Origin of the sequence: Neorhizobium sp. IRS_2294, from assembly GCF_050500145.1 — a bacterium.
GTDB lineage: Bacteria > Pseudomonadota > Alphaproteobacteria > Rhizobiales > Rhizobiaceae > Neorhizobium > Neorhizobium soli.
Genome location: NZ_CP191439.1, coordinates 2,290,586 through 2,303,750, shown reverse-complemented (window position 1 = coordinate 2,303,750; position 13,165 = coordinate 2,290,586). Strand labels below are relative to the sequence as shown.

Genomic DNA, 13,165 nt, shown 5'->3' with positions numbered 1-13,165 from the left:
ACGGGTTACGCGGTCGTAAATACGCGCCCGAAGGTTTTAATCAGCGACATTGATCGCATTCATTCATGCTTTTTTCTTGAAAGGCGCCGGTTCATTCTCCATACAGCTTGAGGCGGCCGCTCGGCGGCGAATGAGCGCACCCCGCCGTAGTGTTCAATCAGCCCAGGACCGAAACGACATGGCCTTTCTTGCCGACGCCCTTTCCCGTGTAAAGCCTTCAGCGACAATCGCTGTTTCCCAGAAAGCTCGCGAACTGAAGGCGAAAGGTCGTGATATTATCGGTCTCGGTGCCGGTGAGCCTGACTTCGACACGCCTGACAATGTCAAGCAGGCGGCGATCGACGCGATCAACCGCGGTGAAACCAAGTACACGCCGGTTTCGGGTATTCCAGAGCTGCGCAAGGCGATCGTCGACAAGTTCAAGCGCGAAAACAACCTCGACTACAAGGTCGAGCAGACCATCGTCGGAACCGGCGGAAAGCAGGTTCTGTTCAATGCCTTCATGGCGACGATGAATGCAGGGGATGAAGTGATCATCCCAGCACCCTACTGGGTTTCCTACCCGGAAATGGTCTCGATCTGCGGCGGCACGCCGGTAACGATTTCGACCAAGCAGGAAAACAACTTCAAGCTGACGGCCGAAGAGCTGGAAAGCGTGATCACGCCGAAGACCAAGTGGTTCATCTTCAACTCGCCGTCGAACCCGACGGGCGCTGCCTACAGCGCGGATGAACTTAAGTCGCTGACCGACGTGCTGCTGAAGCATCCGCATGTGTGGATCCTGACCGACGACATGTACGAGCACCTGACCTTCGGCGACTTCAAGTTCGCGACGCCGGTCGAAGTGGAGCCGAAGCTCTACGACCGGACGCTGACGATGAACGGCGTTTCCAAAGCCTATGCGATGACCGGCTGGCGCATCGGCTATGCGGCCGGTCCGATCGAACTGATCAAGGCGATGGACATGATCCAGGGCCAGCAGACCTCGGGCGCATCGTCGATCGCGCAGTGGGCGGCTGTCGAGGCGCTCAATGGTCCGCAGGATTTCGTGACCAAGAACAAGGCGATCTTCGAAGGCCGCCGCGATCTCGTCGTGTCGATGCTCAACCAGGCGTCCGGCATTGTTTGCCCGAAGCCTGAAGGCGCATTCTACGTCTATCCGTCCTGCGCCGGCCTGATCGGCAAGACGGCTCCGACCGGCAAAGTCATCGAAACGGACGAGGATTTCGTGTCCGAGCTCCTGGAATCGGAAGGTGTCGCCGTGGTTCACGGATCGGCCTTCGGTCTTGGCCCGAACTTCCGCATTTCCTACGCGACGTCGGAAGACATTCTCGAAGAAGCCTGCAAGCGCATCCAGCGCTTCTGCGCAGCCTGCAAGTAAGTTTCGAGACACGAGTTTGATGGGAGAGCCCGGCCAAGCGCCGGGCTTTTTCGTGAGTGGTGGTCCAGTGGAGGGAAGGTCGGGGCGGGCCACGGCTATAGCCCCGACCGAGCCCCTTTTCGAGGATCCTGCGTTTAAGCCTTGGTTAGCTTGACGATCGTCGAGGAGCCGGAACGGGTTTCGGTGACGGCGTAGACGGCGCCATCGGGGCCGACCTTGACGTCGCGGATGCGAGCCTTGAGCGGAACGTGTTCTTCGTGGCTCACCTTGTCGCCATCCATATGCAGGACCACCACGCCCTGGGTTACCAGACCGCCGACCAGGAATGCGCCCTTCCATTCGGGGATCGCATCGCCATCGTAGAAGGCCATACCGGAGGGGCCGATGACCGGATCCCAGTAATAGACGGGCTGTTCGGTCTGAGCCTTCTCGGTGATGCCGTCGCCTACCTTGCCGCCGCTATATTCGACGCCGTAGGTAACCTCCGGCCAGCCGTAGTTCTTGCCGGCTTCCGGTCGGTTCAACTCGTCGCCGCCCTTGGGGCCATGTTCGACCGTCCAGAGGCGGCCGTTGCCATCGAGTGCTGCTGACTGGAGATTGCGGTGGCCGTAGGACCAGATTTCCGGCCGCGCTTCGGGCTGATCGACAAAGGGATTGTCGGGCAGGGCCTTGCCGTCCATGTCGATGCGGAACACTTTTCCAAGACCGCTTTTGAGATCCTGTGCCTGGACACGCGGCTCCGGATCGGACCGCTCGCCGACCGTGACATAGAGCTCGTTGTTGGGGCCAAAAGTGAGGCGCGAGCCGAAATGCTTGTTGCCGTCATAGCTTGGCATCTGCTGGAAGATCACCTTGACGTTTTCCAGCTTGCCGCCGCCATCGTCGTTGGCGACGAGCTTGGCGGAGGCGACGGATGTGCCGTTGCCGTCTTCACGCTCTTCGGAGAAGGAGAAGAAGATCATGCCGGACGTTTCGTGATCCGGGGCGAGGGCCACGTCGAGAAGACCGCCCTGGCCAGAGGACAGGACTTTCGGAACGCCTTCGATCGCAGGGCCGGGCTTGCCGTCCTTGATGATATGCATCGCGCCTTCCTTGGCGGTCACCAGCATGCGGCCATCGGGGAGAAATTCCATAGACCAGATGTGCGGAAGCCCTTCGGCAACGACTTCGGTGGTGATCTTAGGCATTTCCGCCGGCTGCGCTGCGCGGGTCTGACCGGTGAAGGCAGGTTTTTGATCCTTCGCATTTGGAGCACTTGTTTCAACCGGTTTGCCACTGGTCTGCGCCATCGCGGGAGCGCCGACCAGTGCGAGAGCCAGGGCCGTGCCTGCAAGGAAGATGTTCGTGCGTTTCATGGGTCACCTCCGGACTTTGTCTTGATGCCTTTCAGTGGCGATCGCTCGCCAGACATTGTCCCATCTAGGGCGGCCAGTCCCGAAGACCGAACACAGGGTGTTCAACTCTTCTTTATTGCAGATGTCACAATCCGATCATCGTCAGCATGATGAAGGTCGCAAACAGCACAAAATGGGTCATGCCCTCGATTGCGTTGGTCTGGCCGTCGTTGAGGTTGATCGCCGCAACCACGAGCGTGATTGCGACCATCACCGTCTGGACCGGCGTCATCGCCATGATGAAGGGCTGGCCGGTATAGAGCGCGATGCCTTCCATGACCGGGACGGTGAGAATGACCGTCGAGAGCGACGCGCCCATGGCGATGTTGACGACGGACTGCATGCGGTTCTTGAGCGCCGCCCGCATGGCGGTCAGGATTTCCGGCGCGGCGGAGATGGCGGCGACAACGACAGCGGTCAGCGCGATCGGCGCGCCGGAGCCTTCCAGGCCTTCGCCCATGAAGACCGACATGAATTCCGCCAGGAAGCCGATGATCAGAACGCCCAGAAGAATTATGCCGATCGATACGGCCGCGGAATCCTCGGCGGCCTCCTCCTGAGGCGCGGACGCTGTCCCGGCGGCTGCCGCCTTCTGGGTCCGCGGATAGGTGTAGCTGAAGAAGTAGCTGTGCGGCCCGACCTGCATCTTGAGAAAGACGCCGTAGAGCGCGATCATCGCGCAGATGGTAAAGGCGGAATAGTAGTGCCAGCTTTCACGCGGTACGAATTCCGGCACGATCATCGAAATGCCTACCGCCGTCATGATCATGACAGTGTAGGTGCGGCTTGAATCGTCGTTATAGGGTTGCTCGCCATGGCGCAGGCCACCGAGCAGGGCCGCGAGGCCAAGAATGCCGTTGATATCCAGCATCACCGCCGAATAGATCGTGTCGCGCACCAGCGTCGGTGAGGAATTCGAACCCATCATGATGGCGAGGATCAGGACCTCGACCGCCACCGCGGACAGGGTGAGGATCATCGTGCCATAGGGGTCGCCAACCTTGTGCGCCAAAACCTCCGCATGATGGGCGACGCGTGTGGATGCAAGCACAATCACACCGACGAAGAGCGCTGCTGCGATCAGCGACACCGTCTTTCCGGCCTCCAGAATTGAGTGTTCGATGAAGAAGCCGAGAATGGCGACGACGAGGGCGATCAGCAGGAATTTCTCCTGCCGGAGGTGGGTCGCGATTTGCACTGGAAGCTCCTGGAAACGATCTCGGAGAAACTAGGGTTGTCGGTCGACCTGCACAGAGGACGGTTTGCGATAATCGGTCTTTGGTGCCATTATCCTCGCCAGTGGAAGGAACTTCGCGGCGTATTCCGGCTTTTTTGCTCTACGCGGCCTTCTGGACCGAGACCGGTCGGGGCAGCCACGAAAAAACATACAGGAGGATCTATGACCAAGGTCGTTTACACAATCGTGCCACATGATGGCGGCTGGGCCTATCGACTGGGCGACGTTTATTCCGAAACATTCCCGAACCACAACGACGCGCTGCAGGCGGCCCGGATTGTGGCTGCCGAACAGCAGGTGGGTGGCGAGCCCGAAGAGATCAGCTGGCAGGACGCAAAGGGCGTCTGGCACACGGAGCACAGCGACGGCGGTGACCGTCCCGAAGCCGAAGTTGTGGATGGCGATCAGGCGGACGTGCGCTAAGCATTCGCTGCGACCAAAAAGAAGGCCATGCCCGGCGTTTGTGCCAGGCATGGCCGATTTCAGATAGTCGGGCCTAAAGCTTAGGCTTCTGCTGATTCAAGCGACGGGTAGTCGGTATAACCCTTTGCGCCGCCGCCGTAGAATGTGTTCTTGTCCGGCTCGTTGAGCGGCGCGTTTGTCTTGAACCGCTCGACCAGATCCGGGTTGGCAATGAACAGCTTGCCGAAGGCGACGCCATCCGCATAGCCGCTGGCCACAGCCTTTTCAGCCGTATCCTTTTCGTAGCCATTGTTGACCACCCAGGCGCCGGTGCCGCCGGCGTTGCGGTAGGTATCCTTCAGTTCCTGGTAATCGAACGGCTTGCCGCCCTGGACATAGCCGCGGTCACCACCGGTCGCACCCTCGATGACGTGGATGAAGGACAGGTTGCGGGTCGCCAGTTCCTTGACGAGATAGTCGAAGACCGTCTGCGGCGCATCTTCGGTGATGTTGTTGGCAGGCGTAACAGGCGACAGGCGAATGCCGACGCGGCCGCTGCCGATGGCTGCAGCGACGGCGTCAACGACTTCGAGCGCGAACCGGGCGCGGTTCTCGACGGAGCCACCGTATTCGTCTTCGCGGAGGTTTGCGCCAGTCTTCAGGAACTGGTCGATGAGGTAGCCATTGGCGCCGTGGATTTCGACGCCGTCAAAGCCGGCCTCGATCGCAGCCTTTGCACCGGCAGCAAAATCGGCAACGACGCCCGGGATTTCGGAAAGTTCGAGCGCGCGCGGCTCAGATGTATCGGCAAACGCGCCGCTGCCATCCGGGTTGATGATGTAGGTCTTGCCCTTGGCGCCCAGTGCGGACGGCGCGACGGGTGCGCCTTCATTCGGCTGCAGCGAGGTATGCGAAACGCGACCGACGTGCCAGATCTGGGTAACGATCTTGCCGCCCTTCTTGTGAACGGCTTCCGTCACCTTCTTCCAGCCGTCGATGGCCGGAGCGAGGTAAAGGCCCGGAACGTCGGCATAGCCCTGTCCCTGCTGGCTGACCGGGGTGCCCTCGGTGATGATGAGGCCCGCCGAGGCGCGCTGTTCGTAATAGGCGATGTTGAGATCGTTGGGGATCGCCTTCGGCGAACGGTTGCGGGTGAGCGGCGCCATGACGACGCGGTTCTTCAGTTCGATGTCGCCGAACTTTACCGGTTCAAAGAGTGAGGTCACAGGAATATCCTTCCATGCTGCTTTGGGAGTGATTGAGTTAAGGGGTGGCATTCAGAGAGCGGAGCGAAGATTGGTCACGAAGTCTGCGATCTTCTCCTCGTCGCGGCTGTAGAACGCCCATTGACCAACCCGGCTCGTTTTCACGAGGCCGGCTTTTTCGAGGGTCGAAAGGTGCGCAGAGACGGTCGATTGCGACAGACCACATCGTCTTTCGAACTGCTTGGCACAGATGCCCATTTCGAGCGGATGATCCTGATCGGAAAAATGCTGCTCGGGCTGCTTCATCCATTCGAGGAACTCAATCCTCGTCGGATGGGACAGTGCTTTCAGTATCTCGGTGCGATCCATCGTCTTTCCATATCGTCTCTAACCGATATATAGATCGTCTGAAGACGATTTAAAGGAATGACGTTCCCATTTTTTTCAGGAAGGCAAAAAAAAGGGCCTCCAGATTGCTCCGAGGCCCGTCAGGTGTGAAGGTCTAAAACCTCCAGAGGGGAACAGCCGGCGCTGATAACGGGGACGTCATCAATTGCTCCGGCTGACTCCTATATGGGCGCAGCGATTTGTGAGAGCAAGGGGGGTGGCCGAAATATTGACCGTTTCGGTCCAATTACTCTGACAGGCAGCCGAGGATTGCGGCGGGCCGGCAAACCGCAGGGCAAAAAAAGAGGGCCACCGGATCACTCCAGGGCCCTTATAATTATGAAGGTTAAAAACAACCTCCAGAGGGGAACAGCTGCTGCGGTGGAACTGGGAGGAAAGCCACCATATGCATCAGCTGAGTGCGATATGATGGTTTTTTGGGCAGGCGGCAACGCTTTTTTGCGCAGGACTGCCATGCACGTTCTGCACAGCTTACTCTAGTCACTGAGTCGTGTATGAAATCGCTGCGAGAATCCCGGTGCCCATTCTGAGCGAAACGTCTTCGACAGCGATCAGAAATTCCAGTTACGCGCCTTGGCGACGATAAAATCGCGGAAGACCTTCAGCTTGGCAGCGTTCTTCATTTCATCCGGGTAGCAGAAGTAAGTGTCGAATGAAGGGATGTCGGCGCTCAGCGTCAGCTGGATCAACCCAGGGTCGCGGCCGACGATATAGTCGGGCAGGCAAGCGATGCCGATGCCAAGCAGGCAGGCTCGTTTGATGGAGGTCTGGCTGTTGATCTGCAGATGCGGCGTGCGGGTATTGTCCGAAGAACGGCCGGCGGATTCGAGCCAGTTGACGTCGAGAAGGTAATTCGGGGCAGGCTCGCCGAAGGAGATGATGCGGTGGGTGTCGAGATCCTCGACCGACTGCGGTTCGCCATAGCGGTTGATATAGGACGGGGCTGCATAGACGTGCATGTGCACGGTGAACAGCTTGCGCTGGATCAGGTCCGACTGCTGCGGCTGGCGAAGGCGGATGGCGCAGTCCGCATGGCGCATGTTGACGTCGACTTCCTCGTTATCGAGGATGAGCTGGATCGACATTTCCGGATAGAGCTGCAGGAATTCCTGCACCTTGTCGGTGAGCCAGCCCTGGCCAAGGCCGACCGTCGTCGTGACGCGCAACTTGCCCGACGGCTTTTCCGTCGTTTCGGTCAGCTGCATCTTCACGGTTTCGAGCTTCAGAAGCACGTCATGGGCGGTGCGATAAAGAAGCTCGCCCTGTTCGGTGAGGATGAGGCCTCGGGCGTGGCGGTGGAACAGTTTGACGCCGACGTCCTGTTCCAGCGCGCTGACCTGCCGGCTGATTGCCGACTGGGACAGATGCAGCTTGTCTGCTGCATGGGTGAAGGATCCCGCCTCCGCCGCAGCGTGGAAGATGCGCAACTTGTCCCAGTCGAGAGGTACGCCCATGCTTACTCCGCAGCAATGGCAACCGGCTGAATGCCGGCGAGGTAACGTTCGGCTTCGAGCGCTGCCATGCAGCCCATGCCGGCGGCGGTGATCGCCTGTCGGAAGGTGTCGTCGGTGACATCGCCCGCGGCAAACACGCCGGGAACGTCGGTCATTGTGGAATCAGGCGCCGTCCAGAGATAGCCGCCGTTCTTCATCTTCAGCTTGTCCCTGAAGAGTTCGGTCGCCGGGGCATGGCCGATCGCCACGAAAACGCCGTCGATCGGCTGATCGGAGATCGTGCCGGTCCTGGTATCACGCAGGCGCACACCCTCGACCGATGGCGGCAGTGGCGCACGGGCCGGCTTGCCGGTGACCTCGGCAATTTCGGTGTTCCACATGACCTTGACGTTGGGGCGCTGGAACAGGCGCTCGGACAGGATCTTTTCCGAACGGAACGAGTCACGCCGGTGGACGACCGTCACGGTCTTGGCGATATTGGAAAGATAGAGTGCTTCCTCGACTGCGGAGTTGCCGCCACCGACCACGATCACATCCTTGTTGCGATAGAAGAAGCCGTCGCATGTGGCGCAGGCGGAGACGCCAAAACCCTGGAACTGCTGCTCGCTTTCGATGCCAAGCCATTTGGCCTTAGCACCTGTCGCGATGATGATCGTATCGGCAGTCCAGACGGTGCCGGAATCGGTGCGGACCGTGAAGGGGCGATGATTCATCTCGACCTCGGTCACGAGATCGTTGACGATCTCGGTGCCCACATGGACCGCCTGCTGCAGCATCTGCTCCATCAGCCAGGGACCCTGGATCGGATCGGCAAAGCCCGGATAGTTTTCAACGTCCGTGGTGATCATCAGCTGACCACCCTGTTCCATGCCTGCAATCAAGACCGGCTTCAGCATCGCACGCGCTGCGTACACCGCAGCTGTATAGCCGGCGGGGCCGGAACCGATGATCAGAACCTCTGTATGACGGGCGGACATGATGACGTTTCCTTTCCAAGACCGTGTCGGGCGCGTGGCGCCGCTTCCTCATATAGGAAGCCATTATTCGGTCTGCCGCTTTTGACACGTCATGTAAGGGCCATCCATGCAACATTGCAAGGGCAGCCTTGCGATAACAACAAGACAGTTGGAACTGCCGGGTAGAAACGTCAGGCCAACTGCGATTGGATGTGTCTCTAGGTGCACCTCGGTTGACAACAACTGGACCGGCGCACGAAATTTTCTTGCGTCGGAACGATGTTATTGTATGTCTTCGCGACACCGAGATGGATACCCGGGAGCCTGCGTGCTCCCGTCAATTTTGAAGGCAGGCACTACACATGGTCGTGAAAGTCGAACTCGATACCATCGACCTGAAGATCCTTCGCGAATTGCAGAAGGACGGACGCATGACCAATGTCGAGCTGTCCGAACGGGTCGGCATATCGGCGCCGCCCTGTCTGCGGCGCGTTCGCAAGCTGGAAGAGAACGGCATCATCAAGGGTTATCGCGCCATGCTGCAGGCGTCGCTGCTCGGATACGATCTTGTCGCCTTCTGCATGGTGGGACTGAAGCAGCAGTCGGACAGCAAGCTGAAGGCCTTCGCGGCGGATATGGAAACGCGGACCTTGGTGCGTCAGGCCTGGATGGTCTCCGGCGAGACCGATTTCCTGCTGCAATGCGTGGCCGAGAACCTCACCGTCTTCCAGGATTTCGTCATCGAGGATCTGACCGCGGTCGACAATGTCGATACGGTTCGCACCATGCTGACGATCCGGCAGGTCAAGGATGCGCCGGTCGTGCAGATCTAGGATCGTCGAGATCGAGGTCGTCCGAGGGACAGGGAGCAGGAACCAGAGCATGTCCAGCCACGACATCGAGCTTGTGATCACCTGGGTTGATGGTTCGGACCCGGATCATCGCGCGAAGCGCCTGCAATACGATGACGTTGCGTCGAGTTCGCACGCGGTGGCATCCAGCCCGACGCGGTTTGCCGATAACGGCGAGATCTACTATCTCATCGCCTCCGTGCTGAAATACGCGCCGTTCATCACCAAAATTCACATCGTCACGGACGGGCAGAAGCCGGAATTCGTCGACAGTTTTGCGCAGGCGGGTTTCTGCACGGAAGATTTCATCGCCATCGTTGATCACAACGTGGTCTTCGACGGGCTTCCGGCCGTGCTGCCGACGTTCAACTCGCTGTCGATCGAGGCTGCGGTCTGGAATATTCCGGGGCTTTGCGAGAATTTCGTCTACAGCAATGACGACTTCTTTCTGAACGCTCCGACATCTGCCTCCGCGTTCTTTCGCGACGGCAAGCCGATGATTTACGGGCGCGTGAAAAGCGGATTGCGATCCCGCCTCAAGCAGTGCCTGCGGTGGTTCAAGCGGCAGCGGGCGGAAGCGTCCAACGCTGTTCCGAGCTTTACCGTCGCGCAGGAGAAGGGGGCAGAGCTGGCGGGTGCGAAGAACCGGTTTCTGCAGGTCGGCCATTACTTTCACGCGGTCAGACGCTCAACGCTTGCCGATTACTATGCAGCGCATCCCGACGTGCTTCGCCAGCAGCTCTCCCATCGCTTTCGCAACATCGCCCAGCATTCGCCGGTTGCGCTTGCCAATCATCTCGAGATGGAGCGCTTTGGCGCGACCCCGTTACCCGAACACCGCACGGCCTATATCAAGCCGCGGCAGAAGCGGGCGACCGCACCTGTACTCGCCATGATCGAACAGGGCAGCGCCCCGTTCGGATGTATCCAGAGCCAGGACGAACTCAGCATCGAGCTTCGCCAGGCGCTGACTGACGTGATGATAACGAAATTTCACACCCATCTGCCGCACCGGCTTATCGAACACCTGCGGGCGGCAGACTGACGAGGTTACCGGTGTAGACAGGACTGCCGAGGTTACGGCAGCAAGACTTGGAGAACGTGCGTGGTACGCAAGAAGAGTAAGCTTGAGGCACTGCTGTCCTTCAACCGCTACCGCAAGCGCTGGGGAGCTGCGAAATACGCCAAGCTCGACCAGGATTACGCGGGCATGAAGCAGCGGCTGATCGAGGATTCGGATCGCGAGCACCGGTCGGGCAAGCAGAAGTCGCTCGACGATCACATGGCGAACCTGAGACTGGAGTTCAAAGGCCAGCCGGAACTGCTGTTCTATCATGCGCAGCTTATCGTCCTCATGCGGCGCGAATATAATGTCCGGGAGACGTACCAGCAGTTCAAGACCCTGTGGGAGAATGAAGCGCCGTTCCTCACCGCCCATCTCGATCTGCGTTGGCTGATTTCCGCGAGTGACAGCATTGCCGATCTCGACGAGGACATGACGGCAAGGGCGATCGCCATGATCGGCTCGTCGCTTGCCAACACGATCAAGGTCTACGAGACCGACCGCTTTATCCATGGCGGCGACGAGCGTCCTGTCTCACAAGATGCGATCGAACAGACGCAAGGTGCGCCGATGCACAGGTTCAACGGGATGTACCTGTTCAAGGTGGGGACCGACGACACGCTGCGAAACATGCGCTGGCGGCTCGATCCGTTTTTCAAACAGGGGATTGCCGGCGAGATCGCGAAGGCGATCTACGACCGCCTGCAGGAGAACGACACGGCATTCAGCCGGTTACGAGCGCTCCACCACCGCGATCGCAGCGGGTGGTGGTAGCAAGCGCTTAAGCTGTCCCGGTTCAGGATGGCTCGCCATTCTTCGCTCGCTGCTTTTTGCGCTGCTTGACCAGCCTGTCCTTCTTGGACCTGATCCGCAGACCTCTAGCGAGATTGTAGATGACGCGAAGCGGCATGGTGATCGTGATCAGCTTGCCGAGGTTGCGGTTGCTGTTTTCCAGCCGTTCGGACAGGACCTGGATCGCCGCGAACACGAAGTTGCTGTTGTCGATATCGGGGAAGTGGCGCGACAGCGCCTTGTAGGGATTGAAAGCTGTTCTTCCTGCCATTTCGAGCTTGTCGCTGTTGGCGAGGAGCTGCAGCACCGACTGTTCGAACGTCCAGTCGTGGATGTGGAACATCTGCCACTTGCGGCTGCGGCGTCCCGAGAAACCGCAAAGCACGACCTTGGCCTGCGGCACCTTCTCGCAGAGCCAGACCGAAAGGGCGAAGCCTGAACTGGCGGTATGGTCGCGCGGGTAGAAATCTTCGAGGTAGCTGCAAAGGTCGATGGCGCCTGCTGCGACGCCGCCGAACTCGGCCGGTTCCGTCACCTGTTCCATCGTGGCGGCGCGCATGCTCATGACGCCAGTAAACCCGGGGCCCGGCAGCAGGGCCAGCACCTTGTCGAGAGCGTTGTCGTAGATCAGTTCGGAGCCGACACGGCTGGTGCGTGCCACCAGCAGCGAATTGCGCGTGAACGGCGTTTTCAGGACCTTGCTGACGTAGTTGAAAAAGACGAACAGCGTCGTTTCCGGATAGGCGGCGTGGATCTCGTTGAAGTTCTGCTCGTCACTGTTGGCGACAAGAACGATGTGGCTATAGCCGGCGAAAAACTGCTGCCAGTCTTCCTCGCTCATAAGTCCGCTCGTCGTCGGTCTGTGCTGCGCCATCCCGGCAGAAAGTTCCGTCATTCGAAGCGTCCTCCATGCAGATGCGGGCAGAGCCGGACCGGTCGCGTGGCACCAAATGCCTCTGAAGTTTTCATGGTCCGGTCTCTAAAAGCGTTTCGTAGATTTCCGCCAGACTGTTGGCTTCCTTTTCGATGGCGAAGGCGACGCGCACATGCTCGCGACCGCTCCAGCCCTGCTGGCGGGCCAGTGCAGGGTTTTCGAAATAGGTGCGCAGCGCATCGCGAAGCGCCGTGTAATCGCCGGCCGGAACAACCGATCCGGTCTCACCTTCGACGATCATTTCGGAATAGGCGCCGGCATCACTTGCAACGACTGCGGTTCCCGATGCCATCGCCTCGAGCGGCGTCAGTCCGAAGCCTTCATTGCGGGACGGTGCCACATACAGAGACAGGCGACGGTACCAAGGCTTGATGTCGTCCACTTCGCCCATGAACAGGATGCGATCTGTCAGACCGCTCATGGCGACATCGGCTTTCAACGCATCGCCGAAAACCGTGTTGTCCGGCGTGACACGCCCGCAGACGACGCCCGTCCATTCGGGATAGGACGGCAACAGTTCGATCAGGGCGCGCACGAAAAGGTCTGTGCCCTTCTGATGCCGAACGCGCCCGAAGCATCCGATCAGATGCTTGCCGAAACCATCTGCCGGGGAGGAAGGGTCGGATGGGCCGGAGGGACGGAAGAGATCGAGATCGACGCCGTGGTGCACCACCTTATAGGGCACTTTCAGGTATGAACCCGATCGTGCAGACGTCGCGACGACCGCATCCATCTTGCTGATCAGAAAACCCGTCCAGGCGGAATGGGTTCGCTGCGCGGCGGAGGTAAACAAGAGCTTCAGCGGCATCCGCAGCACATCGCGCATGAAGAGGCCGGGCAGCATCTCGATATTGCGGCGGGCATGCCAGACACGGGCGCGCCGCCCTAATGGCGGTGACCACAGCGCGGCAAGGTCGGCATAGCGGATGTGGGGAAGGTGGGAGGGCAGGCCAGGTCCCAAGACCGCGATCTTCTGACCCTTTGCCCTTTGCACCGGAATCAGCTGGACGATCGTGGACGTCACGCCGGAGAGCCGCTTCTTGAAGTTCGGCGCGATCACTTCGATATCGGATATATCGACCACGGAG

Annotated in this window: 13 protein-coding genes; 5 read left to right on the top strand and 8 right to left on the bottom strand. The window is 59.5% G+C overall.

Features of this window, described 5'->3' with window-relative positions; all coding sequences use genetic code 11:
• Nucleotides 1–178 precede the first annotated feature (178 nt).
• Nucleotides 179–1,381 carry a pyridoxal phosphate-dependent aminotransferase gene (locus ACQY1K_RS11085; RefSeq protein WP_430257363.1) on the top strand — a complete coding sequence of 401 codons (1,203 nt, stop codon included), beginning with the start codon at nt 179–181 and terminating at the stop codon, nt 1,379–1,381.
• 134 nt (nt 1,382–1,515) lie between these two features.
• Here the strand turns inward: ACQY1K_RS11085 and ACQY1K_RS11080 are convergent, their stop codons facing one another.
• The gene (locus ACQY1K_RS11080) at nt 1,516–2,736 is read right to left on the bottom strand and encodes a PQQ-dependent sugar dehydrogenase (protein WP_430257362.1); all 1,221 of its coding nucleotides are present in this window, start codon (nt 2,734–2,736) and stop codon (nt 1,516–1,518) included.
• Nucleotides 2,737–2,860: 124 nt separating this feature from the next.
• Complete coding sequence (locus tag ACQY1K_RS11075) at nt 2,861–3,973, bottom strand: calcium:proton antiporter (protein ID WP_062455845.1); 1,113 nt, start codon at nt 3,971–3,973, stop codon at nt 2,861–2,863.
• Between the two features lie 201 nt (nt 3,974–4,174).
• Between ACQY1K_RS11075 and ACQY1K_RS11070 the strand changes: the two genes are divergently transcribed.
• Nucleotides 4,175–4,435 (top strand): DUF2188 domain-containing protein, encoded by a 261-nt coding sequence (locus tag ACQY1K_RS11070; RefSeq protein WP_430257361.1) that lies wholly within the window; start codon nt 4,175–4,177, stop codon nt 4,433–4,435.
• An 80-nt stretch (nt 4,436–4,515) separates the two neighbouring features.
• Here ACQY1K_RS11070 and ACQY1K_RS11065 read toward each other — a convergent pair whose 3' ends face one another.
• The 4 genes from ACQY1K_RS11065 to trxB form a co-directional block, all read right to left on the bottom strand.
• Nucleotides 4,516–5,640: an N-ethylmaleimide reductase gene (locus ACQY1K_RS11065; RefSeq protein ID WP_113166398.1), complete on the bottom strand. Its 1,125-nt coding sequence runs from the start codon at nt 5,638–5,640 to the stop codon at nt 4,516–4,518.
• A gap of 51 nt (nt 5,641–5,691) precedes the next feature.
• A complete protein-coding gene (locus tag ACQY1K_RS11060) occupies nt 5,692–5,988 on the bottom strand; it encodes an ArsR/SmtB family transcription factor (protein ID WP_062455854.1) in 297 nt (98 codons plus the stop codon).
• Nucleotides 5,989–6,578: 590 nt separating this feature from the next.
• Nucleotides 6,579–7,481 (bottom strand): LysR family transcriptional regulator VtlR, encoded by a 903-nt coding sequence (locus ACQY1K_RS11055; RefSeq protein ID WP_062455858.1) that lies wholly within the window; start codon nt 7,479–7,481, stop codon nt 6,579–6,581.
• A gap of 2 nt (nt 7,482–7,483) precedes the next feature.
• The gene (gene trxB / locus ACQY1K_RS11050; RefSeq protein WP_062455861.1) at nt 7,484–8,458 is read right to left on the bottom strand and encodes a thioredoxin-disulfide reductase; all 975 of its coding nucleotides are present in this window, start codon (nt 8,456–8,458) and stop codon (nt 7,484–7,486) included.
• Between the two features lie 341 nt (nt 8,459–8,799).
• Here trxB and ACQY1K_RS11045 point away from each other — a divergent pair, with 341 nt between their 5' ends.
• From ACQY1K_RS11045 to ACQY1K_RS11035, 3 genes are read left to right on the top strand one after another with little or no spacing between them, the layout of a single operon-like run.
• Nucleotides 8,800–9,270 carry an Lrp/AsnC family transcriptional regulator gene (locus ACQY1K_RS11045; RefSeq protein WP_062455864.1) on the top strand — a complete coding sequence of 157 codons (471 nt, stop codon included), beginning with the start codon at nt 8,800–8,802 and terminating at the stop codon, nt 9,268–9,270.
• Between the two features lie 49 nt (nt 9,271–9,319).
• A complete protein-coding gene (locus ACQY1K_RS11040) occupies nt 9,320–10,333 on the top strand; it encodes a Stealth CR1 domain-containing protein (protein ID WP_430257360.1) in 1,014 nt (337 codons plus the stop codon).
• 60 nt (nt 10,334–10,393) lie between these two features.
• Nucleotides 10,394–11,125, top strand: a complete 732-nt coding sequence (locus ACQY1K_RS11035; RefSeq protein WP_092660400.1) for a hypothetical protein — start codon at nt 10,394–10,396, stop codon at nt 11,123–11,125.
• Between the two features lie 22 nt (nt 11,126–11,147).
• Here the strand turns inward: ACQY1K_RS11035 and ACQY1K_RS11030 are convergent, their stop codons facing one another.
• The gene (locus tag ACQY1K_RS11030; RefSeq protein WP_430257359.1) at nt 11,148–12,038 is read right to left on the bottom strand and encodes a 3-deoxy-manno-octulosonate cytidylyltransferase; all 891 of its coding nucleotides are present in this window, start codon (nt 12,036–12,038) and stop codon (nt 11,148–11,150) included.
• Nucleotides 12,039–12,108: 70 nt separating this feature from the next.
• Complete coding sequence (locus ACQY1K_RS11025; protein WP_430258982.1) at nt 12,109–13,161, bottom strand: glycosyltransferase family 4 protein; 1,053 nt, start codon at nt 13,159–13,161, stop codon at nt 12,109–12,111.
• Nucleotides 13,162–13,165: the final 4 nt, after the last annotated feature.

Excerpts from the sequence above, each read along its gene's own strand:
- ACQY1K_RS11085 (WP_430257363.1), top strand. The coding sequence starts at position 179 with ATGGCCTTTCTTGCCGACGCCCTTTCCCGTGTAAAGCCTTCAGCGACA.
- ACQY1K_RS11080 (WP_430257362.1), bottom strand. The coding sequence starts at position 2,736 with ATGAAACGCACGAACATCTTCCTTGCAGGCACGGCCCTGGCTCTCGCA.
- ACQY1K_RS11070 (WP_430257361.1), top strand. The coding sequence starts at position 4,175 with ATGACCAAGGTCGTTTACACAATCGTGCCACATGATGGCGGCTGGGCC.
- ACQY1K_RS11060 (WP_062455854.1), bottom strand. The coding sequence starts at position 5,988 with ATGGATCGCACCGAGATACTGAAAGCACTGTCCCATCCGACGAGGATT.
- ACQY1K_RS11055 (WP_062455858.1), bottom strand. The coding sequence starts at position 7,481 with ATGGGCGTACCTCTCGACTGGGACAAGTTGCGCATCTTCCACGCTGCG.
- trxB (WP_062455861.1), bottom strand. The coding sequence starts at position 8,458 with ATGTCCGCCCGTCATACAGAGGTTCTGATCATCGGTTCCGGCCCCGCC.
- ACQY1K_RS11045 (WP_062455864.1), top strand. The coding sequence starts at position 8,800 with ATGGTCGTGAAAGTCGAACTCGATACCATCGACCTGAAGATCCTTCGC.
- ACQY1K_RS11040 (WP_430257360.1), top strand. The coding sequence starts at position 9,320 with ATGTCCAGCCACGACATCGAGCTTGTGATCACCTGGGTTGATGGTTCG.
- ACQY1K_RS11030 (WP_430257359.1), bottom strand. The coding sequence starts at position 12,038 with ATGACGGAACTTTCTGCCGGGATGGCGCAGCACAGACCGACGACGAGC.